Source organism: Bacteroides sp. ET336 (assembly GCF_024733815.1).
GTDB lineage: Bacteria > Bacteroidota > Bacteroidia > Bacteroidales > Bacteroidaceae > Phocaeicola > Phocaeicola cellulolyticus.
The window spans coordinates 66,313-90,259 of the sequence record NZ_JANRHK010000009.1 but is presented as its reverse complement, the minus strand read 5'-3'; the positions used below and the strand labels follow the sequence as shown (position 1 = coordinate 90,259).

The 23,947-nt window shown below is 39.6% G+C and carries 17 protein-coding genes; 10 read left to right on the top strand and 7 right to left on the bottom strand.

The window, feature by feature from the left end; genetic code table 11:
• Positions 1–42: 42 nt before the first annotated feature.
• From NW213_RS09915 to NW213_RS09905, 3 genes are all read left to right on the top strand, one after another.
• The gene (locus NW213_RS09915; protein WP_258322654.1) at positions 43–3,183 is read left to right on the top strand and encodes a TonB-dependent receptor; all 3,141 of its coding nucleotides are present in this window, start codon (positions 43–45) and stop codon (positions 3,181–3,183) included.
• Positions 3,184–3,194: 11 nt separating this feature from the next.
• Positions 3,195–4,898 carry a RagB/SusD family nutrient uptake outer membrane protein gene (locus NW213_RS09910; RefSeq protein WP_154043390.1) on the top strand — a complete coding sequence of 568 codons (1,704 nt, stop codon included), beginning with the start codon at positions 3,195–3,197 and terminating at the stop codon, positions 4,896–4,898.
• 215 nt (positions 4,899–5,113) lie between these two features.
• A complete protein-coding gene (locus NW213_RS09905) occupies positions 5,114–6,820 on the top strand; it encodes a DUF5597 domain-containing protein (protein WP_375338131.1) in 1,707 nt (568 codons plus the stop codon).
• 56 nt (positions 6,821–6,876) lie between these two features.
• On the opposite strand, the gene NW213_RS09900 is transcribed toward NW213_RS09905, so the two are convergent.
• The 7 genes from NW213_RS09900 to NW213_RS09870 form a co-directional block, all read right to left on the bottom strand.
• Positions 6,877–8,157, bottom strand: a complete 1,281-nt coding sequence (locus NW213_RS09900; RefSeq protein WP_258322653.1) for a murein hydrolase activator EnvC — start codon at positions 8,155–8,157, stop codon at positions 6,877–6,879.
• 6 nt (positions 8,158–8,163) lie between these two features.
• On the bottom strand, positions 8,164–8,988 hold the full coding sequence (locus NW213_RS09895; protein WP_258322652.1) for a DUF4292 domain-containing protein: 825 nt from the start codon (positions 8,986–8,988) through the stop codon (positions 8,164–8,166).
• 10 nt (positions 8,989–8,998) lie between these two features.
• The gene (locus tag NW213_RS09890) at positions 8,999–10,783 is read right to left on the bottom strand and encodes a tetratricopeptide repeat protein (protein WP_258322651.1); all 1,785 of its coding nucleotides are present in this window, start codon (positions 10,781–10,783) and stop codon (positions 8,999–9,001) included.
• Between the two features lie 13 nt (positions 10,784–10,796).
• Entirely contained in the window at positions 10,797–11,231 is a 435-nt protein-coding gene (gene dut, locus NW213_RS09885) for a dUTP diphosphatase (RefSeq protein ID WP_154043395.1), read from the bottom strand.
• A gap of 53 nt (positions 11,232–11,284) precedes the next feature.
• Entirely contained in the window at positions 11,285–12,616 is a 1,332-nt protein-coding gene (locus tag NW213_RS09880; RefSeq protein WP_258322650.1) for a deoxyguanosinetriphosphate triphosphohydrolase, read from the bottom strand.
• A 136-nt stretch (positions 12,617–12,752) separates the two neighbouring features.
• Complete coding sequence (locus tag NW213_RS09875) at positions 12,753–13,730, bottom strand: GNAT family N-acetyltransferase (RefSeq protein WP_154043397.1); 978 nt, start codon at positions 13,728–13,730, stop codon at positions 12,753–12,755.
• Positions 13,731–13,757: 27 nt separating this feature from the next.
• Positions 13,758–14,576 (bottom strand): 1-acyl-sn-glycerol-3-phosphate acyltransferase, encoded by an 819-nt coding sequence (locus NW213_RS09870; protein WP_258322649.1) that lies wholly within the window; start codon positions 14,574–14,576, stop codon positions 13,758–13,760.
• 504 nt (positions 14,577–15,080) lie between these two features.
• Here NW213_RS09870 and rsmH point away from each other — a divergent pair.
• From rsmH to NW213_RS09835, 7 genes are read left to right on the top strand one after another with little or no spacing between them, the layout of a single operon-like run.
• Entirely contained in the window at positions 15,081–15,995 is a 915-nt protein-coding gene (rsmH, locus tag NW213_RS09865; protein WP_204390315.1) for a 16S rRNA (cytosine(1402)-N(4))-methyltransferase RsmH, read from the top strand.
• A gap of 8 nt (positions 15,996–16,003) precedes the next feature.
• On the top strand, positions 16,004–16,360 hold the full coding sequence (locus NW213_RS09860; RefSeq protein ID WP_154043400.1) for an FtsL-like putative cell division protein: 357 nt from the start codon (positions 16,004–16,006) through the stop codon (positions 16,358–16,360).
• Positions 16,360–18,474, top strand: a complete 2,115-nt coding sequence (locus tag NW213_RS09855; protein WP_154043401.1) for a penicillin-binding protein — start codon at positions 16,360–16,362, stop codon at positions 18,472–18,474. The genes NW213_RS09860 and NW213_RS09855 overlap by 1 nt, the downstream gene beginning before the upstream one ends.
• Before the next feature lie 43 nt (positions 18,475–18,517).
• Positions 18,518–19,969: a UDP-N-acetylmuramoyl-L-alanyl-D-glutamate--2,6-diaminopimelate ligase gene (locus NW213_RS09850; RefSeq protein WP_258322648.1), complete on the top strand. Its 1,452-nt coding sequence runs from the start codon at positions 18,518–18,520 to the stop codon at positions 19,967–19,969.
• Between the two features lie 28 nt (positions 19,970–19,997).
• Positions 19,998–21,266 (top strand): phospho-N-acetylmuramoyl-pentapeptide-transferase, encoded by a 1,269-nt coding sequence (locus NW213_RS09845; protein WP_154043403.1) that lies wholly within the window; start codon positions 19,998–20,000, stop codon positions 21,264–21,266.
• Positions 21,267–21,276: 10 nt separating this feature from the next.
• Positions 21,277–22,611 (top strand): UDP-N-acetylmuramoyl-L-alanine--D-glutamate ligase, encoded by a 1,335-nt coding sequence (gene murD, locus NW213_RS09840; protein WP_154043404.1) that lies wholly within the window; start codon positions 21,277–21,279, stop codon positions 22,609–22,611.
• 12 nt (positions 22,612–22,623) lie between these two features.
• Complete coding sequence (locus tag NW213_RS09835) at positions 22,624–23,907, top strand: FtsW/RodA/SpoVE family cell cycle protein (protein ID WP_154043405.1); 1,284 nt, start codon at positions 22,624–22,626, stop codon at positions 23,905–23,907.
• Positions 23,908–23,947 lie beyond the last annotated feature (40 nt).

The following is a 23,947-nucleotide window of genomic DNA, read 5'->3' as shown; positions in this document are numbered from 1 at the left end:
TATAAAACTTAATACTTAATGTTTAATTTAATTATTTCAATCATGAAAAGCACAAGAAATCTGAAACCTTTATGGTTATTGATGTTTTTTTGCCTGATACCTTTTTGGGCAACAGCACAGACCGTAACTATTAGTGGTAATGTTAAGGACTCGGCAGGTGTACCGGTAATCGGTGCCAGCGTGCTAGAAAAAGGTACTACCAATGGTATTATCACCGACTTTGACGGAAACTTCACTTTATCTGTAGAAAACAATTCTACACTCGTTATCTCTTTTGTCGGATATAAGACACAAGAAATAATTGTAAATGGTCAGACTTCGTTCAATGTAATATTAAAAGAAGATACAGAAGTATTGGAAGAAGTTGTAGTCGTTGGCTATGGTGTTCAAAAGAAGAAACTTGTAACAGGTGCTACAGTGCAAGTTAAAGGAGATGACTTACAGAAGTTAAACACTGTAAGTGCTTTAGGTGCATTGCAGAGCCAGAGTCCTGGTGTTAACATAACACAAAGTTCAGGTATGCCTGGAGAAGGATACAAGGTTAATATCCGTGGTATGGGTACTATTGGCTCTTCAGCACCTCTATATGTTATTGATGGTGTGGCAGGTGGAGACATCAATATGCTTAACCCATCAGATATTGAATCTATTGATGTATTAAAAGATGCCGCTTCGGCTGCAATCTATGGTGCCCGTGCAGCAAACGGTGTAATCCTTGTCACAACCAAACAAGGTAAAACAGGAAAAGTGCGCGTATCTTATGACGGATATTATGGTGTACAGCAGATAGCCAAGAAACCGGAATTATTGAATGCCAAGCAGTATATGGAGATAATGGATAGAAAAGACGGCGCATACGATTGGGAAAGCTTACTTCCGTCATACCTTTATGATTCTATTATGGACGGTTCATGGAACGGAACAAATTGGCTGGATGAAGCCACAAACAATAATGCACCCACCCAGAACCATGCATTCAATATTACAGGTGGAAATGAATTCTCTAAATTCTCATTAGGTTTGTCATATACTTCTCAGGAAGGAACCATTGGTAAACCCGTTGAACCTAACTATGAACGTTATACATCTCGTCTAAATTCAGAACATGTAATTTTGAAGAACAATGATTTTGATGTTATCAAGTTCGGAGAAAACATGACCTACAGCTATACAGAAAGATCAGGTATAGGAATTGGTAATATATATTGGAACGACGTCCATAACTTCCTTGTAGCAAATCCTTTGATGCCTGTTTACGACAGCGAAGGCAATTATTATGACCAGGACGACAAAGTAGCAGAAGGTTGGGGGTTTGAACCTAATGCTGCCAACCCTATTGCTTCGATGGTTTATCAAAGAGGTAAAAACCTTACAAGGAATCATGCTTTCCGTGGAAACTTCTATTTGGAAATACAGCCAATAAAGAATTTAAAATATAAAACCAGCTTTGGCTATCGTTTCAATTCATCAAGTTACAGATCTTATACAGACAAGTTCAATTTATCTGCAGCTACAATAAATACAAACGATAAAGTAACACAAACTCAGAGCATGGATTTAGCATGGACATGGGAAAATACTTTAAGCTATAGCCTGAAAAAGAACTATCATGCTTTTGATGCCGTTATCGGTCAGTCAATGGAAAAATGGGGTATAGGAGAAAATGTTTCTGCTACAAATGCAAACTCATTGTTCCCAGGACTGTTTGACTACGCTTATTTGAGCAATACACAAGGTATTAATTCAAGTTTGACAACTGTCAGCGGAGCACCTCAGACAGCAGGTCGTCTAGCTTCTTTCTTCGGTAGAGTTAACTACAACTATAACGAAAAATATATGTTCTCTGCAACTTTACGTGCCGATGGTTCAGGAAACTTTGCAAGAGGAAACAGATGGGGCGTCTTCCCATCATTCTCAGCAGGTTGGGTAATTACTAATGAATCGTTCATGGAAAGTGTTCAAAACTGGATGGACTTTTTGAAAATCCGTGCCAGCTGGGGTCAGAACGGTAACTCAGACATAACTAACTTCCAGTATCTTTCAACTATTGCTTTTGATGCCCAGAACTCATATGTGTTTGGAACAGATAAAATTACACAAACTACAGGAGCTTATGCAAATATATTGCCAAATAAAGACATCTCATGGGAAACATCAGAACAGTTAGACTTGGGTATTGATGCACGTTTCTTTAATTCCAGACTTGGATTAGCTTTCGATTACTATCACAAAGTAACTAAGGACTGGCTTGTTCAGGCTCCTATCCTTGCCAGCTACGGTACAGGTGCTCCATACATAAATGGTGGTGACATTGTAAACAAAGGTTTTGAAATAGCTTTGAACTGGAATGAAAGAATAAGAGACTTTAATTATGGTATCAATTTCAACCTGTCACACAATAAAAACGAAGTTACAAGAATCGCCAATACAGAAGGCATTATCCACGGTCCTAGCGATGTGCTTACAGCTATGAGTGGCGGTGAAATTTACAGAGCCGAAGTCGGTTATCCAATAGGATATTTCTGGGGATATAAAACTGCAGGAGTATTCCAGAACCAGGCACAAGTAGATGCTACAAAAGCTAAATTATCAACAGCTGCTCCAGGTGAACTTATATTTGTTGATGTAAACGGTGACGGAGAAATATCAGAGGCTGATAAAACTATGTTAGGTGATCCAAACCCTGATTTCCGTATGGGATTCTCTTTCAACCTCGGTTATAAAGGATGGGATTTGTCTGTTACAACTAACGGTGCTTTCGGACAGCAAGTTGTAAAATCATACCGTCAATATTTGGGTGAAACAAAACAGAACTTTACAACAGATGTTTACGAATGCTGGAATGGTGAAGGCACATCAAACACTATGCCGTCTATCTACAAGATGGAAAGTAGCGAAAGCTGGAAAAACTTCTCTGACATTTTCGTTGAAGATGCCAGCTATCTGAGAATACAGAACATCACATTAGGATATGATTTCAAGAAATTGTTCCCTAAAATGCCTCTTGAACAAGCCAGAATATATTTGTCTGTTCTTAATGCTTACACATTCACAGGTTATTCTGGTATGGATCCGGAAGTTGGTGCAAGCGGTAACGATTCTTATAGCTGGGCTTCAGGTATAGATTTAGGTTTCTATCCAAGTCCTCGTACATATATGGTTGGTGTAAATCTTAAATTTTAAATAGTATAGTCATGAAACTAAAATATATATACGCAGCAATTTTTGCAGCACTTACATTAAACAGTTGTGAAAACTTTCTCGATACTGAGAATTACACACAGAAAACTACAAGTAACTTCCCTAAAACATCTGAGGATATCAGTATGATGTTGTCAGGTTTGTATTCAACATTGAATCATCAAAACAGACAGCACACTGTCAATATATACTATGTGGCAGGAGCAGCTTCAGACGAATTATTCGGCGGTGGCGGTTCTGCAGATAAAGCATTCCAAATGACAGACAAGCTTTTAAATGTAGGAGTTGATGCATTCCAATCATTCTGGGAAGAAAATTATAAGGGAATATATCGTGCAAACATGATACTTGAATACGTTGGCAATGTAACTGATTGGGTTGACGAAGCAACGAAAAATCAGGCTATCGGCGAAGCCAAGTTCATGAGAGCCTTGCTTTATTTCCAGATGGCACAAATGTTTGGCGAAGTTCCGATGCCGTTAACTTCTGAGGCGCAAAACCTGCCAAAATCTTCTGCCGAAGAAATATATGCCCAAATAACTACAGATTTGAAAGAATGTATTGAAAGCATGCCTGACAAGAAATATTCTCCTGATTTCTCCGGTCATGCAACAAAATATGTAGCAGAAGCTTATATGGCAAGGGTATTCTTATTCTACACTGGTTACTATAAGAAAGATACATTACCTTTGGCTGATGGTGGAAGTGTTACAAAAGATGAAGTTATAAGCTGGCTGGAAGATTGCAAGGACAACGGTGGTTATGGTCTTGTAAATGATTATAGGGAATTATGGCCATATACTAATCCTTATACTATAAATGACTATTCTTATACAAAGGGGCAAAATGCAATTGACGGTACAAAACTGGCATGGGAAACGGATGTGAATAATGAAGTGCTTTTCGCTACTAAATATAACGTATATGGTTCATGGGATGATGTAAGTCTTTCAAACATGTTTCCACTTTTCTATGGTCTCAGAAATCAGGATTACGCCAAGACTTTCCCATTTGGCCAAGGTTGGGGATGTGGAACTGTAAACTCGGTATTATTTAATGACTGGTTGGCAGACGAGCCTAACGACCCAAGACGTAATGCTTCTATCTTAGATGTTAAAGAAGAAGGAATAACATATTCATGGGACGGTAATGACCAAATGGAATATACAGGATATTTCCAGAAGAAATATATGAATATAAATGCTAAAGCATCTGATGGTTCACTTGTGGTATATTCATATTTAATGTATGGTGCACAAAACAATATGCAGCTAGGTCAGACTCAGGATTTGGTAATGATGCGTTATGCCGATGTTCTTTTAATGCACTCTGAATTGACAGAAACAGCAGATGGCTTGAATAAAGTACGTAACAGAGTAGGACTTCCAAGTGTTGACTATTCACTGGACAACATAAAAAAGGAAAGAAGATACGAACTAGCATTCGAAGGTATCCGTTGGTTTGACCTTATGAGATGGGGCGATGTAGAAACTCAGTTGGAAAGACAGATAGGCGTAAAAATCATAAATGCCGGAAAAGAAACTACAATGCAATCATTCGGTGGCGGATTTACCAAGAGATATCAGGAAACTGGTGGTTTCTGGCCAATACCTAAATCTCAGATGGATTTGTCAGGCGGTGTACTAGTTCAGAATAAAGGATGGGGTACTACTGATGCGGAATTCTTAGGCTGGTAAAAAATCTAAATTCAAAATACTTAAAATAAAACCGACATATATCGTAATTAAAAAAATTGATATATGCCGGTTTTTTTATACTCATTAATATAAACAACGAATATGTTACAAATGCTTCCGTATATATTACATACAACACCATTTTTACATCAGATATTATTATTTTGAAGAAATAAAATAATTTACCTTTGTCTCATTCTCAAAACATAATATCAATGAAAAAACATTTATTATCCATGGCATTATTTTTTGCCATATCAGCATCGTATTCACAAGAACTGCCTCATTGGACCAGACAAGGGACAGCCACACAAATAACAGTCAATGACAAGCCCATGCTCCTCCTGGCCGGTGAACTTGGAAACTCCTCGGCTTCATCGCCAGAAGACATTGAGAGTATATTTCCAAGATTAAAACGTATTGGACTGAATACAGTACTTGTACCGGCTTATTGGGATCTTATAGAGCCGGAAGAGGGGAAATTCGACTTCTCACTCATTGACAAGACCATCACTGAAGCAAGGAAACAAGATATGAAAGTCGTTTTCCTATGGTTCGGCGCATGGAAAAACTCCATGAGCTGTTATGCACCGCTATGGTTCAAAAACAATTACAAGAAATATCCACGGTGTTATACCGAAGCCGGAAAGCCACTGGAAATAGCCAGTCCATTTTCAGAAAATGTTTTCGAAGCAGACTCCAAAGCTTTCGTAAAACTGATGAGTCATATAAAGGATTTTGATTCAAAGGAGAATACGGTAATCATGATTCAGGTGGAGAATGAGATAGGTATGCTGGAAAGCGCCAGAGACCACTCAAAGATGGCTGATAAGCTGTTCAAATCTCCGATACCTGAAGAGCTGAAAAAATATCTGAAGAAGAATATCAATACTCTTCACCCATGGCTGAAAGAAAAATGGCAGAAAGCCGGTGGAAAAACGGAAGGCACATGGGAAGATGTCTTCGGAAAAGACATTTTCACTGATGAAATCTTCATGGCATGGCAATATGCCGCATACGTAGAGAAAATGATTCAGAAAGGAAGGGAAGTATATAACCTGCCAATGTATGTCAATGCAGCGATGAACAGCCGTAACAGGAAACCGGGCGAATATCCTTCAGCAGGACAGCTTGCACACCTTATTGATATATGGAAATGTGCAGCTCCAAGCATAGACCTTCTGGCTCCGGACTTGTATGACAAAGGATTTGTGGATTGGGTTGCACAGTACAAACTTCATAACAATCCGCTTTTCATTCCAGAAATAAGACTCGAGCCTAATGATGGGGTGAGAGCATTCTATGTGTTCGGACAGCATGATGCCATAGGCTTCAGTCCTTTCTCAATAGAGGATGCTCCCTACGACGGCAATTACAAACTCACCAAGGCCTATGCCAAACTTGACGAACTTATGCCTCTGATTATAAAATATCAGGGTAAGGAACAGATGAAAGGCATATTATTCGACCAGACGAACAAGGAAAAGAACATAGAATGGGACGGGATTATGCTTTCATGCAAGCATTTCTTCACTCTTCCTTGGGATGCCCGTGCCACTGACGGAAGTGTATGGCCCGAAGGCGGAGGTATCATAATAAAGCTTGACAGTTACGAATATATTGTTGCCGGAAGCGGTATTGTAATAGAATTCAAAAATCCTGATGAATTGAAGGGATTTATACAGAAGAAGCTTGGTGAGGACGGTTTCATTGCTGCCAGTGGTAATACCGCCAATGAAGAAAAATGGTATGCGGAAAAACGTATAGGAATAGGTTCGGTAGATGAGGTCAGTATAGACGAGGAAGGAAATATGAAATATTTGCGCCGGCTTAACGGCGATCAGGATCATCAGGGCCGACACGTCAGAATTGGAGTCGATGACTTCAGTATTTTACACGTGAAACTATACGAATATAGATGAGCGTTCATTTAATTTAAAACGACAGTTCATTTTACATCGAATGAACTGTCGTTTTTTTATCTTGCTATCCAAAGCTCTGGATTAAGCTTTTCTTTCTCCTTTCGTAACTGAAAATGAAGTACTGTATTGCCGTCTGTATCAGTATTTATCTGCCCTATTACATCACGCGTTTTCAACTGGCTTCCTTGTTTCACTATCACTGATTCCAGATTACAATATACGGAGATATAACTTCCGTGACGAACCAGAACATTTGCCAGACCGTTATATTGGAACACAGCAGTAACTTCTCCATCAAATATGGTACGTGCCATCGCACCGGATTTAGCCTTAATGTCTATACCTTTATTATCTAGACGAACATTTTTCAATCCTTCCACCTGATACTGACCGTAACGACCGACAATTACATATGGACCTGTAACCGGTATAGGAAGTCTTCCTTTATTGCGTTCGAATGTTCCTGATAATTTACGGTCCGAATCATCAACTTTATAGACGTCCATCTGTTCCTTTTCTTTCTTGACACTTTCACCTGCAGGCTGTTTTTTAGTCTGTGCTTGTTTACGCCTGCGTTCCTCCTCTGCCCTTTTACGTGCCGCTTCTATTTCTATAGCAATCAGACGGTCTATTTCCGCATTAAGCCTGTTTGCAGCCTTACGTTGTTTGTCCAACTCACTTCGCAGTTGTATCTGCTTTTTTTGCATAGATGCAAGCAGTTTCTTTCTGTCAGCCTCTTGAGTTTCAAGTTTCTTTTTCTCGGCTTCCTGATGTTTAAGCAAGGCAATCTTTGCCTGATAGGTTTCTTCGGTCACCTTCTTCTTCTCCTGAATCTCAGACATTTTCGCCTTTATTTCCTCACCTTTAAGACGCTGGAAGTTGGCATACTGTCTCACATAGCGCAAGCGCCGGTACATCTGACTCAGATTATCTGCAGAGAAAATGAACATAAGTTTTTCCTGTATAGAGCTGTTACGATGAAGATATTTGAGGGATTTTTCATAACCGGCACGTTTACGTTCCAAATCTCCATCCAATACTTTCATCTCACTTTCCAGACGGTTTATTTCCTGCTGAATGCTATTTACATCACTCTGTATAGCTGATAGATAGCGGCGTCTTTCGGCAATCTGTCCGCTTATAAGAGCCAGATTGTCCAACTGGCTTTTAACGTCCTTCCCTGCCGACTGCAAAAGTGTTTCAGATTCGTTTATGCGCTGATGAAGTTCATTACGTTCCTTCTCCAACTGCCTTATCTTGGGAGTTGACTGTGCACAAACAAACTGTACAAGTTGTATGCAAATAAATAGTAATATGTACCTTGACGAAATATACATCTTTGCTTACTGTTTTATAAATAGTTTCAACAGTTCCTGTACTGACATTTTTCTATATTTTGATGATAGTTCAGTCTTGGAATCCCAATTGGAATCTGTATTGACACGGGATAATTTCATATCCAATGAATACTTCTTGTCAGTTCCTTCGGACATCATCTCTATAGACTGAGGGAATACGTCATTTCCCAACATGGTGAAATCCGCATAACGGCAATGAAGCGAATAGGGCAAGTCTTTAAGCGCTATGACCGTCTCTTCCAGACGACCGTCTGTGGCAGACGTAAAGAAACTGTACCCTATACGCTTTGTTCCTTTCACCTGCAATCGAGCCCTGTCTGCATAAGGAGACAAAGTAAATCCGGAAGCATCAGCCACTGAAAGCTTATCTTTTCCGGGAATAAATATTTCATTCAATATTAAAGACTGGAGAATATTAAAATCCAGTTCAGTATTCAGAAGACTGCTTATTTCGGCAAAACCTAACTTAACATAACGCTTGTTCATCCTGTCAACTGCCATGATTTTATCAGGAGTTATGTCTATACGTGCCACTTCTATACCCAATATAGGAGCCACACTGAAACGTATTATCTCACCACGACGCACACGCATATTTGCATTAACACTCATAGGCGAGGATGAGCCTACATTCAACTCTATACGGGCACGGGCGGTCAGATTATCACGTGATGGAGTCCACTCTATCACCTTTTCCATATATTCAGTTCCGGAAAGACCACCAATCGTAGTATTACGCAATGTATTCCTGGAAGTTGAACACGATGTCAGGATTAATACAAGCAGAACTATGTAGCTGATTTGTTTCATAAAAGCACTATTATTCAATGTATTTACGCAGGGCTATTTTCTGTTTCAGTCTTTTTATCTCTTTTTCGGGACGTGGAGTTGCACCCTCTTCCTTAGAATCATCAATAGTTAAAGCTTTCTTCCACAACTCCAGGGCCTTTTCCTTCTCTCCCAATTTAAAATATATGTCACCGCAATGCTCTACTATTACCTGACTGCTGTCGCCACCGTTTTTCATCGCCTGTTCTATATATATGCGTGCTTCAGTAAATTTACCTTTTTCAAACAGTATCCATGCATACGTATCCAGATAAGTAGAGTTTTCAGGCTCAGCTTTAACAGTCAAGAAACTCATCTCCTCAGCCTTATCCAGATTTGTACGTTCTACAGAAAGATAGTAGGCATAATTGTTAAGTGTATTGATATTATTAGGATTATATACCAAAGAAGAGTCGTATGCAGCATAAGCCTCAGCCTTCATTTCACGCGAATGATATAAATCGCCCAGTATGGAATAAAAATCCGAAGCTATATTCTTATCACTCTTTTCGTTTATCTGCTGTACTCCTTTTTTGAACACTTCAAGAGCCTTTTCTGTCTGGTCTTTCTGATAATGCGCCAAACCCAGATAGTAATAAAACTCCATAGCGTCAGGATTATATACCAATGCCGGAGTCGCCACACGTATAACTTCATCAAGATTGTTATCCGCTATGGCATAACTTAGCAATTGAAGTCTGGCTGGTTTATTTTCAGGATCAAGTTCCAGTACCTTATTCAATACAGGAACTGATTCTTTTTCCATTTTCTTTGTTATAAGATACTGTGCATAAAGCATCGGCACATCGGCATTCGGCTGTTTTCCAGTCAGTATTGTCTCAAAAAGGCTTATGATTTTTGTACTGTCCTTATCTGTCTGTTCCGATTTTACTATAAGCTGACGCATAAAGTCAAGCTTGAGTTTTGTATCTACATTCTCATTGACCAGAATTGAATCAAGCTGAATGTTATACAAGCTGTCCTGACCGGTTTTCTGATAATATGAAGCCAGAGAAACCATGGCAGGCGCATAATCAGGTTCTTCTTTAAGAATATCCTGATATACTTTCAGGGCCTCTTCATTGCGTCCGTTGCTGAGATAAACATCTCCAAGCACCGTACGATAACGCATATCGTATGGATATTCGTCCACCAACGACTGTATTTCCATAAATGCCTTATCCATATTGTCCAACTGGAGATATGCACGGAATTTCTCCATACTTATCTGCTCTGATTTTCCGTCAAGTTCTTCTATGCGGTCAAGTGTAGAGACAAGGCTGTCATAACTCTTGGTTCTGTTATATAAGTCTGCCAGTGAAAGCAACGGTTCCAGACGTGACGGAAATATCTGTGCCATATCCTCATATACAGATATAGCTTTAAGCCAGTTTTGCTTTGACTGGTAATATGAAGCCAATGTCTGCTTATACCAAAAATTGGTATCATCCGAACGAGACGCCTGTTTCAAAGCTTCTTCTCCTTTGGCCTCCTGTCCAAGGAACATATAGAACTGTGATATTTCATACAAAACGGCAGCCGACTGCGGATATATGTCCAGACAATGGGTATATAGCTGAAAAGCAGCATCGTATTCCCCCTTCTGTTTCATACGGACAGCTTCCAGAAAATAATAGTCAAACTTTCGGCGTTGTTCGTATGTCAAAGGATCTTTCAATTCAGACGATACCTTATTAGCGCGCTGTTTTCTCTGATTTAATGTTCCACATGACGAAAGCAACGGCAATATAAGAATTAATAAATAAATGTACTTCATTGTTTTTATATTATTATTTCTTTCCGCTGTGACCGAATCCTCCTGCTCCACGCTCGGTTTCATCAAGCGTATCTGTCTCTTCCCATTCAGCCTGTTCATGACGTGCTATGACCATTTGAGCCACACGCTCTCCGTCTTCTATTACAAAAGGTTCGTTAGACAGATTTACAAGTATTATACATATTTCACCCCTGTAATCGGCATCAATAGTGCCCGGGCTGTTCAATACCGTTATACCTTTCTTTATTGCAAGTCCGCTACGTGGGCGCACCTGTGCCTCATATCCTTCAGGCAGAGCTATATAAAGACCTGTCGGAACAAGACAACGCTGAAGAGGTTGGAGTGTTATTGGAGTATCTATATTGGCACGAAGGTCAAGACCTGCCGAAAGAGGTGTTGCATACTGTGGCAACGGATGTTTTGACTTATTGATAATTTTAATTTTCATACGAGTAATATTTTTACGTCACAAAGTAAATAGAAATATTTTATTTCTCAAAATCAAACGGCAGGCAGGCTGTTCCCGTTAATTTTTCTATACAAATCAAGAGCATATACATCTGTCATTCCGGAAATATAGTCCAATACCGCTATTATTCTTCCGTAAAGCGTAGGAGCAGAAATGTCATACTGGGTAGATACCCTGTTTATCAACAGCTGAGAATATGCCTTTTCAGGGTAGCGTACGGCTTCTATCATCAAATCGGTAAGTGTGGATATCACCTGATAACCTGCCAATTCTATGTCAACCACATCTTTAGAGCAATATATACGCTTGAATGCAGTTTCCGAACATGTTTCGTATGCCTTTCTGACATGTTCGTCAAGATGACTTATCAACGGGCCTGTAAAAGTACCGTCCAATATGCTTTCTTCATTTTCTACGAACACACGTGTACACTCCTTTACCAATATTCCTATAGCCGTACTTCTAAGATATGCTATCTGTTCGTTCGTATCAGTCACCATAGAACATATCATGTCTGTGCGTTCAAGCCTTTCTTTGCTCAGAAAACCTCTATACAGCTGTTTTGTTTCTTCGGTTGTCAGGATTTTAAGCTTATGCGCATCCTCTATATCCATCATCTGATAACAAATGTCATCGGCAGCCTCAACAAGATACACTAAAGGATAGCGCGCATATCTCACCGGTTCTCCGTCTTTGCTAAGTCTTATAATACCTAATTCATCAGCTATCTTCTTGAAATATTCTTCTTCTGTGATAAAGAAGCCGAATTTCTGTTTCTTTCCCGCCAGAACTGAAGAATAGGGATATTTTACAATCGAGGCCAGAGTGGAATATGTCATTACGAATCCTCCCTGACGACGCCCCTTAAACTGATGCGTAAGCAAACGGAAAGCATTGGCATTTCCCTCAAAATGTATGATATCGTTCCATTCTTCAGGAGTAAGCATGTCTTTCAATATCTGTCCTTTTCCTTCCGAAAAATAAGTTCCGATAGCTTTTTCACCAGAATGTCCGAAAGGAGGATTACCAAGGTCATGGGCAAGACACGCAGCCGACACTATTGCTCCTATCTCACTAAGATGAGTATTTGCCAGTTCAGGATGTTTTTCAAGAAGTCTTTGAGATACCTCATTCCCCAACGAGCGTCCCACGCACGACACTTCCAGGCTATGGGTAAGACGGTTATGAACGAAAATGCTTCCCGGTAGCGGGAAAACCTGAGTTTTATTCTGCAATCGGCGGAAAGGAGCCGAAAACACCAGTCTGTCATAGTCACGCTGGAACTCGGTTCTGTCATCCTTACGCAATTCGTGAAGATGTTCCAGACCGAAACGTTTATTTGATATAAGTTGTTGCCAATTCATGTACATTTGTATTAACTATGCAAATATATAGTTTTGTTTCCCAATATTCAACTTTTTGATAATCAATAAGACTTACACACAAAAAGGGCAGAGATAGAAACCTCTGCCCTTACATATATTATAATTCATTTTAAAATTATCTGACAATCGGATTTGCTCCTGATGTTAAGTTCAATGCTTCAGGATGCTCTTTAATATAAGATTCGATATGACGCACACGCTTTTCTTCCAGAATTTCATCTACCGCTATAAGTATTCCTGTTTCCTCCACATCGCCAAAACCGTAATTGATGGCTGTACCGAACATACGCATTGTAGGTGACAGACTCATATAAGCATTAACCAAAGGAGGTATGTTATATCCTAACTTACGTACTTCAGTATTAAGAATCTTATAATCTTCCTTGAACGTATCGCAGCAGAACAGTTTTTCAAGTACTTTCTCGTCAGTCTCTATTTTAAGAGGTTGTTCCGGCAAAATAAGTCCGTCGGGATCATTAAAATGTTTGTTCAGGAAATAAAGTATCATGTCACGACCAAATCTGTTATAACTTGGATACATTGTCATCTTACCGAAAAAATATTTCATTTTAGGATTTATAACTGTAAGTGCTCCAAGTCCGTCCCATAAATTGTCAAGGGCAAACAATCCCTTAGAACCGGCACGGCTAGACTGATATTCCAAAGTTACAAATGAACGTCCTAGTTCAACAGTGTATGGCATGTATTCTTTAAGGAATTTTTCTGAAAAGTTGAACATGTGGGCAGTTGCTAATACAGGCTTGCCATGTTCGTCGAATTCCACCTCATCTCCAAACAGATAACGATAACCACCAAGTATCTCTTCGGCATCAGGATTCCATACAACCAGCTGTTTGTAAGGATTTTCCATCAAGTCATATTCGTCAAGGTCAAGCGATTTACCGGTACCTCCACCCGCCTCACGGAAAGCTATCTCGCGAAGACGACCAATTTCTTTAAGGACATTAGGAGAGTCTTTCCATGTAACAATATATATTTCATTGTTACTTTTATTGGTAAATCTCAATCGTTTTTCTTCTGTCAATTCCGATTTAAGGACTTCCTTGTCAATCGGAGCAATAATATCTTCCATATATCTTCTTGTTTATTTTCTTCTTTTCTATAACTTGTAAACAAGTTCGCGGACATAAGCTGCCCATGCTGCCTGAGAGCGCGATTTATCGAATGTCTGCCAAGGTATAGGCTTTCCAATAGTAATCTTAAACGTCTTATGTCTGTTCTTATACATCTCGTCAGCAAGATACAGCATGGCAATATTGAATTTTATGCCAAAAAATTTGCACAAATTTGCCAAATTATAAAAGAAATCGGAGTTTCTTCCCTCAAAATGAATAGGTACGACATCTCTCTGAGTTTCTACACTCTTCGCTATAAAAGTTTTCTTCCATTCCAGATCCCTTATTACGCCATTACGTCGTCTGGAACACAAACCGGCAGGAAACATAATGATATGCTGATCGGAACGAAACCCCGCTTCTACCATACGCGGAAAACCCCTTGACTGGGAACCTGTTTTATTAATCGGAATACAAAGCGGAGCAAGTCCGTGCAGATTCATCAAAAGGTCATTTACAAGGTATTTTATTTTTCCATCATAGTGTTTGCCAAGAACATAGCCGAGAGCAATACCGTCCTGACCTCCCAAAGGATGATTGGAAACGAATGTACATAATCTGTCGTCAGGCAGGTTTTCCAGTCCTTCAACCTCAAGCTTTATGTCAAGATAGTCCATACATGCTTCCAGAAAATCCACTCCTTTCTTATCAGACACGCTTGACAGGAATGCATTTATCTCATCCTGATGAACTATGCGTTTAAGATAAGAAACAACAAAACGAGGAACACGACGAGCTTTGCTGCCCGCTTTTTCCTTTAATATTTTATCAATATCAATCAGAAAAACTGAACCGTCTGACATATTAATTCTTGTTTTTTTGAAGTTATACAGCGCAAAAATAGTGTATCTTTTGCAAAAAGTTACACTTTCAACGGAAAATTATACAATAATACGCTAAAAAAGATGTAATAATATATTTTAGGGAAGGAATTTTACAATTGGTTTAAATATTCTTTTTTATGCTACGAGGAGTAGTATTATTACAGAAGTAAGTTAATAAACAGGTGCCGACAATCGTCGGCAGAGCGTATCATAATGGTCAGCAATGCATACCACGATGGTCAGCAGCATTACCGTCCATCGTCAGCACCACCCCAAAAGGCACTGGTTTCTCCTCGATACACTAAATTTGAGTAACACTAATAATCCAAACAAAAAACTAATGCCAAATTCATATTTTCTTACCATACCTGTTGATAACTTTTAGAAAGATTTTCCGTTTTCGGTAGCTAATCTTTGTAAGGAAATTTATAATTTTACGCCTAAATTGGATAATAAGGTATAAAGCATAAAAAAACGACATATATGGACGATGTAAAACAGACATATCACGTACCTGTCCTACTGGAAGAGAGTATAGATGGACTGAACCTTAAAAAGGGAGGAATCTATGTTGACGTTACTTTCGGAGGGGGAGGTCACTCCAAAGAGATACTGCGCAGGATGGACAAAAGCTGTAAACTCTACAGTTTCGACCAGGATGAGGATGCCGAAAGGAACATTGTCCATGATGAAAGATTCACATTTGTCAGAAGCAATTTCAGATATCTGAAAAATTTCCTCAAGTATTATGGTGTTGAAGAAGTTGACGGGATACTGGCAGACCTTGGTGTTTCATCGCATCATTTCGATGACTCAGAAAGAGGGTTTTCATTCAGATTCGACGGAAAACTGGACATGCGAATGAACAAAAGAGCCGGTATGACTGCAGCCGATATATTAAACAATTATGATGAAGAGAAATTGGCAGATATTTTCTACCTATATGGAGAATTGAAAAACAGCAGAAAACTGGCTTCGGTAATAGTCAAAAGAAGAAGCGTAAAACCTTTTGACACTATTGGTGATTTTCTTGAAACGGTAAAACCGCTATACGGTAAAGAAAGAGAGAAAAAAGAGATGGCAAAAGTATTTCAGGCTCTTAGAATAGAAGTAAATCAAGAGATGGAAGCCCTGAAAGAGATGCTGTATTCAGCTACAGAAATGCTTAAGCCGGGAGGAAGACTGTCAGTCATTACCTACCATTCACTTGAAGACAGAATGGTAAAGAACATAATGAAGACAGGGAATATCGAAGGAAAAATGGAACAGGACTTTTTCGGAAACGTAAAGACCCCATATAAGACAATAAACAATAAAGTCATTGTACCGGACGATGATGAAATAGAAACAAATCCACGTTCTAGAAGCGCGAAACTGAGAATAGCAGAAAAAAGATAAATTAAATTATGAGTAACAAAGGCGACACAAAAAATGAACATAAAAGCGCGAATATCACCTGGGGTAGTATTCTGGGAGGAGATATTCTGGCTCATGACTTCTTCAAAAGACAGGTCAACTTGCTATGTCTGATTGTGGTGCTTACAATTGTATATATCGACAACAGATATTCAAGCCAGAGAGAAATGATAGAAATAGACAAGCTCAAAAAGGAACTGACAGACATCAAATATGATGCTCTGACCATTTCATCTGAACTAACAGAAAGAAGCAGGCAGTCAAAAATTGAGACCTATATTTCTGAAAAGAGCACTCCTTTGGCTACTTCTACAAAACCACCATACTTGATCAAGGAGGATTATTGATGATACCCGGACATAAAAACCTAACTCTAAGATATACGTTTTTCGTACTGATTATGGCTTTACTGGCCATAGCCGTAATAGTTAAGGCAGGCATAATAATGTTTGCCGAAAGACAGTATTGGAAAGACGTTGCCGACAGGTTCGTCAGAGAAAATGTAATTGTATTCCCTACAAGGGGTAACATAATATCGTCCGACGGTAAACTTATGGCAAGCAGTCTGCCGGAATTCAGAATATACATGGATTTCAAGGCTGGTGGCGTACAGAAAGACACAATGTTGATGAACCACTTGCAGGAAATATGCGAAGGACTGCACAGAATATTTCCCGACCAGAGTGCCGCTGAATTCAGAAGAACAATACTGAAAGGGAGAAAAGCCGGAAGCAGAAATTATCTGCTTTATCCTAAAAGGATTTCCTATATCGAGTACAAAGAAGTGAAAAAGCTTCCCGTTTTCTCACTTAGCAGATACAGAAGCGGACTTCATGAGCTGGCTTATAACCAAAGAAAAAAACCGTTCGGTTCACTTGCCATGCGAACATTAGGAGATTTGTATCCGGACACAGCTTTGGGAGCAAAAAACGGTCTGGAACTGACATATGACAAGTATCTTAAAGGAGAAGTTGGTATTACACACAGGCAAAAGGTCAGAAACCAATATCTGAACATTGTAGATAAGGCACCTGTTGACGGATGCGACCTGATAACAACAATAGATGTTGACATGCAGGATATTGCCGAGAAGGCATTGGTAGATCAGCTGACCAATCTTGAAGCTGAAGCCGGTGTAGCAATAGTTATGGAAGTAAAGACAGGAGAAGTCAAGGCTAATGTAAATATGACAAGAGCCGGAGACGGGAAATACTACGAGATGAGAAATCTTGCAGTAAGCAACCTTATGGAACCCGGTTCTACATTCAAGACAGCATCAATAATGGTGGCCATGGAAGACGGATACATAACACCCGACTACGAAGTAGATACGGAAAAAGGTATTGTGAACATGCATGGCAGCAGGATGAGAGACTGGAACTGGTATAAAGGAGGATATGGAGTAATTGACGTTACAAAAATCCTTGAAGTTTCTTCAAATATAGGTGTTTCAAAGATTATAGACCATTTTTACGGTGATAATCCTCAGAAATTCATTGACGGTCTTAAAAGAATGAGCATTGACACTCCATTGGAACTGGGATTTACAGGTGAGGCCAGTCCAAGAATTTTAGGTCCTAAAGAAAGATACTTCGCAAAGACTACCCTACCATGGATGAGTATAGGATATGAGACACAGATTCCTCCTATATATATACTCAATTTCTACAATGCAATAGCAAACGACGGAAAGATGGTTAAACCCAAGTTCGTCAAGGCTATCACAAAGGATGGTGACATTATAAAGGATTTCCCGACAGAAACCGTAAACGAACAGATTTGTTCTGAAAAGACTTTGGAACAAATAAGAGCAATACTTAAAAGTGTTGTAGCAAACGGACTGGCAAAACCGGCAGGAAGCAAACTGTTCAGTGTATCCGGTAAAACAGGAACAGCTCAGATCTCACAAGGAAAAGCGGGTTACAAGAGTGGAGGAACGAAACACCTTGTAAGCTTTTGCGGTTATTTCCCTTCTGAGAATCCGATGTACAGCTGCTACGTAGCTATACAGGCCCCAAAGGCTAGTCCGTCAGGAGGTGTGCAGGCAGGTAGCGTATTCAGCAAGATTGCGGAACGTGTTTATGCAAAACATCTGTTCTTCGATTTGGCACAAGCCAAAGACTCGACTTCAATAATGATTCCTGACACAAAAAACGGACTCAAAAGTGAAATTGCATATATATTAAACGAATTGGATATCGACTGCAACGAGCCTGGAGATGAAATTGTATGGTGTAAAACTGCAAATGGCAGCAACAGTGTTCAATTGAGCGAGCTCAACACCAATGAGAAATCCGTTCCTAATGTAAGAGGAATGGGAGCTAAAGATGCAGTATTCCTCCTGGAAGAAAGAGGTCTGAGAGTAAGAATAAGCGGTATGGGTAAAGTTGTCTCACAAAACATACCACCCGGAAGTACCGTAAGAAAAGGACAAACCATAACATTAACCCTCAGACAATAAGAATACATAAGTACAAGAATTAACAAACTAAAAGTTCAAACATATGTTACTGAAAGAACTATTACAGACAGCCGGAAAATATGAAATATCCGGTTCTGACGAGATTGAAATCAACGGTATAGAAATAGATTCAAGAAAGATAAAAGACGGCAACGCATTTATAGCAATCAGAGGTACACAGGCTGATGGTCACGACTATATCTCAAAAGCCATTGAACTGGGAGCAAAAGCCATTATATGCGAAAAATTGCCTGAAACTACTATAGAAGGCATAACATATGCTATTTTCAGCGATACGGAAGATGCGGTAGGTAAAATTGCAACCACATTTTATGGTAATCCGACAGAAAAACTAGACTTGGTAGGTGTAACAGGAACTAACGGAAAAACTACAATCGCTACATTATTATATAATATGTTCAGAGCTTTCGGATATAAAGCAGGACTTATATCAACAGTATGCAATTATATCGACGGGGAAGCTATACCGACAGAACACACTACTCCCGATCCTATCACACTTAATCAGCTGCTGGGAAAAATGGCAGACGAAGGATGCAAATATGCTTTCATGGAAGTCAGTTCACATTCTGTAGCACAAAAACGTATAGGCGGGCTTAAGTTTGCCGGAGGAATATTTACCAATCTGACCAGAGACCATCTGGATTATCACAAGACCGTAGAGAATTATCTGAAAGCTAAAAAAGCATTCTTCGACGGGCTTCCAAAGACTGCATTTGCCCTTACAAACGCAGATGACAAGAATGGAATGGTAATGGTACAAAATACAAAGGCTAAAGTAGCCACCTATTCCCTGCGTACCATGGCAGACTTTAAAGGTAAAGTTCTGGAAGACGGATTTGAAGGTATGTTGCTGGATATAAACAATACAGAGGTAAATGTACAGTTTATAGGCAGATTCAACGCATATAACCTTTTAGCTGTTTACGGAGCAGCAAGTCTGCTTGGCAAAAAGCCTGAAGATATTTTATTACAGCTGAGTACCCTCAAACCGGTAAGCGGACGTTTTGATTCACTGCGTTCACCTGAAGGCTACACGGCAATAGTTGATTATGCACACACTCCGGATGCACTTACTAATGTGCTGGATGCTATACACGATGTGTTAAAAGGCAGAGGTAAGGTTATAACTGTAGTAGGAGCAGGCGGCAACAGAGACAAAGGTAAGAGACCTATTATGGCCAAAGAGTCTGTAAGACAAAGCGACAAAGTAATAATTACATCCGACAATCCACGCTTCGAGGAGCCGCAAGATATCATAAACGACATGCTTGCCGGACTAAATAAAGATGAGATGAAGAAGGTCGTTGCCATCACAGACAGAAAAGAAGCTATACGTACAGCTTGCATGATGGCTTCGCAAGGTGACGTAATTCTGATTGCCGGAAAGGGACATGAGAATTATCAGGACATAAAAGGTGTGAAATATCATTTTGACGACAAAGAAATAGTAAGAGATATTTTCTCTAATTGATTATAACCAATAATTTTAGAAGAACTGAATGTTATACTATCTGTTTAAATATTTAGAGCAATTTGACTTCCCGGGTGCGAGAATGTTCGGCTATGTCTCGTTCAGAGCTTTAATGGCTGTTATCCTGTCGCTCCTTATTTCTGCAATTTTCGGTGAGTTTTTCATTAACAAGCTAAAGAAAAAACAAATCACCGAGGTACAAAGGGATGCATCGATAGACCCTTTTAACGTAAACAAGAAGGGGGTGCCTACTATGGGAGGAATAATAATCATAGTAGCGATACTGATACCATGCCTGCTTTTAGGTAAACTGCATAACATATATATGATACTTATGCTGATTACAACCATATGGCTTGGTACATTGGGCTTTCTTGACGACTATATAAAAGTATTCAAGAAAGACAAGGAAGGGCTTCACGGCAAATTCAAAATAATAGGTCAGGTTGGTCTTGGCTTCATAGTAGGCCTGACACTTTATCTCAGCCCGGACGTTGTTATCAGAGAAAATGTTGAAGTACAGAAAAACGGAGAGGTGGTAGATGTGATACACAAGGCACAGGACGAGAAATCAACCAAAACCACTATTCCATTTTTCAAGAACAACAATCTTGATTATGCCGATATAGTAGGCTTCATGGGTGAACATGCACAGGCTGCCGGATGGGTGGTATTCGTAATTATAACCATATTCGTTGTGACAGCAGTTTCAAACGGTGCAAACCTTAACGACGGAATGGATGGTATGACGGCCGGTAACTCCGCTATAATAGGTGTCACATTGGGTATATTGGCATACGTATCGAGCCACATAGAATATGCATCATATCTGAATATAATGTATATACCTGGCAGCGAGGAACTTGTTATATATATATGCGCCTTTATAGGTGCCCTGATAGGTTTCTTATGGTATAACGCATTTCCGGCACAGGTATTTATGGGCGACACCGGCAGTTTGACCATAGGTGGTATCATCGCTGTCTTTGCTATTATCATACACAAAGAACTGCTGATACCTATACTGTGCGGAGTTTTCCTTGTAGAAAATCTTTCTGTTATCCTACAAGTGAAATATTTTCAGAGAGGTAAGAAGAAAGGAGTCAAACAAAGAGTGTTCAAACGTACACCGATACATGATCATTTCAGAACGACCATGGCGCAACTTGACCCTAACTGTACATATATATTTACCGGACCAAGTAACGTTTTCCATGAATCAAAAATAACTGTCAGATTCTGGATTGTTACCATAGTTCTGGCTGCAATAACGATTATAACTTTAAAGATCAGATAAATTTATCATCATGGCAAAAAGAATTGTCATTTTAGGAGCCGGAGAAAGCGGAGCGGGAGCTGCCGTACTGGCAAAGAAGAAAGGATTTGACACGTTCGTATCAGACATGTCACTCATCAAGGACAAGTATAAGTATATGCTTGACAGTAAAGGTATTGCCTGGGAAGAAGGCAAACACACTGAAGAACTCATTCTCAATGCAGATGAGGTTATTAAAAGTCCGGGAATACCGAACGACGCACCTATGATTTTAAAGATCAAGGAGAAAAACATTCCAATCATATCTGAAATAGAATTTGCAGGCAGATATACTAATGCAAAGATGATATGTATTACAGGAAGTAACGGAAAAACGACAACAACGTCGCTGATTTATCACATATTCAAAAAAGCAGGACTCAATGTAGGTCTTGCAGGAAACATTGGCCAGAGCCTGGCATATCAGGTTGCTGAATGCAATTATGACTATTACGTAATAGAACTAAGCAGTTTCCAGCTTGACAACATGTACGATTTCCATGCAAACATTGCCGTACTTATGAATATCACTCCGGATCATCTGGACAGATACGAATATAAGATGCAGAATTACATTGACGCAAAATTCAGAATCATCCAGAACCAGACAGAGAACGACGCATTCATTTTCTGGAATGACGATCCTGTAATACAAAGAGAACTGCATAAATATGGAATACACGGACACTATTATCCTTTTTCAGAGACAAAGGAAGAAGGTACTGTGGCTTATGTGAAAGAAAAAAGAATTTGCTTCACCGAGCCTATAGCGTTCAACATGGAACAGGAAGAACTTGCACTGACAGGAAAGCATAATCTGTTCAATTCCATGGCTGCCGGACTTTCCGCCAATATTGCTGGTATAAAGAAAGAGTGTATCCGCGAGGCTTTGAGCGATTTCAAGGGAGTGGAACACAGACTTGAGAAAGTAGCCAGAATAAAAGGAGTGGAATACATAAACGACTCTAAAGCTACAAACGTAAACTCATGCTGGTATGCACTCCAGAGCATGACTACAAAGACTGTGCTAATCCTTGGCGGAAAAGACAAAGGAAACGATTACAACGAAATAGCCGACCTGGTAAAAGAAAAATGTAGCGGTCTTATATTCATGGGACTGCATAACGAAAAACTACATGACTTCTTCGATGGTTTCGGACTTCCAATAGCAGAAGTAAAAAACATGAAAGATGCAGTTGATGCAGCATATAAGATGGCAAAAGACGGTGAGACTGTTCTTTTGAGCCCTTGCTGCGCAAGCTTTGACCTGTTTAAAAGCTACGAAGACCGAGGTGACCAGTTTAAGGAATGTGTAAAAAAACTATAATCTGCAACAAAGATGGATTTGCTAAAGAAATTATTTAAAGGCGACAGAATAGTATGGATTATCTTCATGCTATTCTGCCTTATATCAATCATTGAAGTTTTCAGTGCTTCCAGTACACTTACATTCAAGTCGGGTGACCACTGGAGACCGATAACTTCACATATTTCATTGATAATGGCAGGTACCATCATAGTATTTTTCACACACTTGATGCCATGCCGGTGGTTCAAAAAATTCAATATGCTTCTTCCGATATCATGGGGATTGCTTTTGGTAGTACTCATAATTGGTGCCATGACTAACGGGGCAAAAAGGTGGATTGATTTGGGAGTATTCCAATTCCAGCCGTCAGAAGTTGCAAAAATGGCTCTGATAATATCTGTTGCAACTACACTGGCAAAATTCCAGCAGGAAGACGGTGCAGACAAAAAGGCTTTCAAATACATACTGATATCAACAGGTATAACGGTAATGCTTATCATTTCAGAAAACCTGTCAACAGCTGCCCTACTCTGTGCCACAGTGTTCGTTATGATGTTTATAGGAAGAGTACCGATGAAACAGTTGGGCAAACTGGCAGGAGCAGCAATACTATTCATTGTAATAGCACTCAGCGCCATAAAGTTCATACCAGACCAAGCCTGGGACGCAGTAGGACTTCACCGTTTCACTACATGGAAAAGCCGACTTGACAATCATTTCAATCAGGCTCAGGTTCCTGCAGCCAAATTTGATATTGACAATGATGCTCAGGTTGCACATGCCAACATAGCAATAGCTACAAGTAACATTATAGGAAAAGGTCCCGGCAACAGTGTGCAACGTGACTTCCTGTCGCAGGCATTCTCGGACTTCATCTATGCTATCATCATAGAAGAGCTCGGACTGATTGGAGGAGCTTTTGTGGCACTGCTGTATATAGTACTATTACTTAGAATAGGTAAAATAGCACGAGGGTGCGATGAACCTTATTACGCTTTACTCGTTATAGGTATAGGCATATTATTGTCAATACAGGCAATGTTCAACATGCTGGTGGCAGTAGGCATAATACCGGTAACAGGACAACCTCTACCACTTATAAGCAAAGGAGGAACATCCATACTTATCAATTCGGTTTATATCGGTATAATATTAAGTATAAGCCGACACGTATATGACCTTCAGGCAAAAGAGGAAGAGGAAAAAGCTGCAGAAGAAGCCAGATTACATGATGCGGCAGTCTCAATACTGAAGAATGCAGCATTGGAACTGGCAGAAAAAGATCCAAAAGACAAAGATGAGAATTTCAACTAAAAAGTTGGGATATAACGATATAAATATATTAATTTCTTAT

Bases quoted from the DNA above. Each gene is read 5' to 3' on its own strand.
- NW213_RS09915 (WP_258322654.1), top strand. From the start codon at position 43: ATGAAAAGCACAAGAAATCTGAAACCTTTATGGTTATTGATGTTTTTT.
- NW213_RS09910 (WP_154043390.1), top strand. From the start codon at position 3,195: ATGAAACTAAAATATATATACGCAGCAATTTTTGCAGCACTTACATTA.
- NW213_RS09905 (WP_375338131.1), top strand. From the start codon at position 5,114: ATGAAAAAACATTTATTATCCATGGCATTATTTTTTGCCATATCAGCA.
- NW213_RS09900 (WP_258322653.1), bottom strand. From the start codon at position 8,157: ATGTATATTTCGTCAAGGTACATATTACTATTTATTTGCATACAACTT.
- NW213_RS09895 (WP_258322652.1), bottom strand. From the start codon at position 8,988: ATGAAACAAATCAGCTACATAGTTCTGCTTGTATTAATCCTGACATCG.
- NW213_RS09890 (WP_258322651.1), bottom strand. From the start codon at position 10,783: ATGAAGTACATTTATTTATTAATTCTTATATTGCCGTTGCTTTCGTCA.
- dut (WP_154043395.1), bottom strand. From the start codon at position 11,231: ATGAAAATTAAAATTATCAATAAGTCAAAACATCCGTTGCCACAGTAT.
- NW213_RS09880 (WP_258322650.1), bottom strand. From the start codon at position 12,616: ATGAATTGGCAACAACTTATATCAAATAAACGTTTCGGTCTGGAACAT.
- NW213_RS09875 (WP_154043397.1), bottom strand. From the start codon at position 13,730: ATGGAAGATATTATTGCTCCGATTGACAAGGAAGTCCTTAAATCGGAA.
- NW213_RS09870 (WP_258322649.1), bottom strand. From the start codon at position 14,576: ATGTCAGACGGTTCAGTTTTTCTGATTGATATTGATAAAATATTAAAG.
- rsmH (WP_204390315.1), top strand. From the start codon at position 15,081: ATGGACGATGTAAAACAGACATATCACGTACCTGTCCTACTGGAAGAG.
- NW213_RS09860 (WP_154043400.1), top strand. From the start codon at position 16,004: ATGAGTAACAAAGGCGACACAAAAAATGAACATAAAAGCGCGAATATC.
- NW213_RS09855 (WP_154043401.1), top strand. From the start codon at position 16,360: ATGATACCCGGACATAAAAACCTAACTCTAAGATATACGTTTTTCGTA.
- NW213_RS09850 (WP_258322648.1), top strand. From the start codon at position 18,518: ATGTTACTGAAAGAACTATTACAGACAGCCGGAAAATATGAAATATCC.
- NW213_RS09845 (WP_154043403.1), top strand. From the start codon at position 19,998: ATGTTATACTATCTGTTTAAATATTTAGAGCAATTTGACTTCCCGGGT.
- murD (WP_154043404.1), top strand. From the start codon at position 21,277: ATGGCAAAAAGAATTGTCATTTTAGGAGCCGGAGAAAGCGGAGCGGGA.
- NW213_RS09835 (WP_154043405.1), top strand. From the start codon at position 22,624: ATGGATTTGCTAAAGAAATTATTTAAAGGCGACAGAATAGTATGGATT.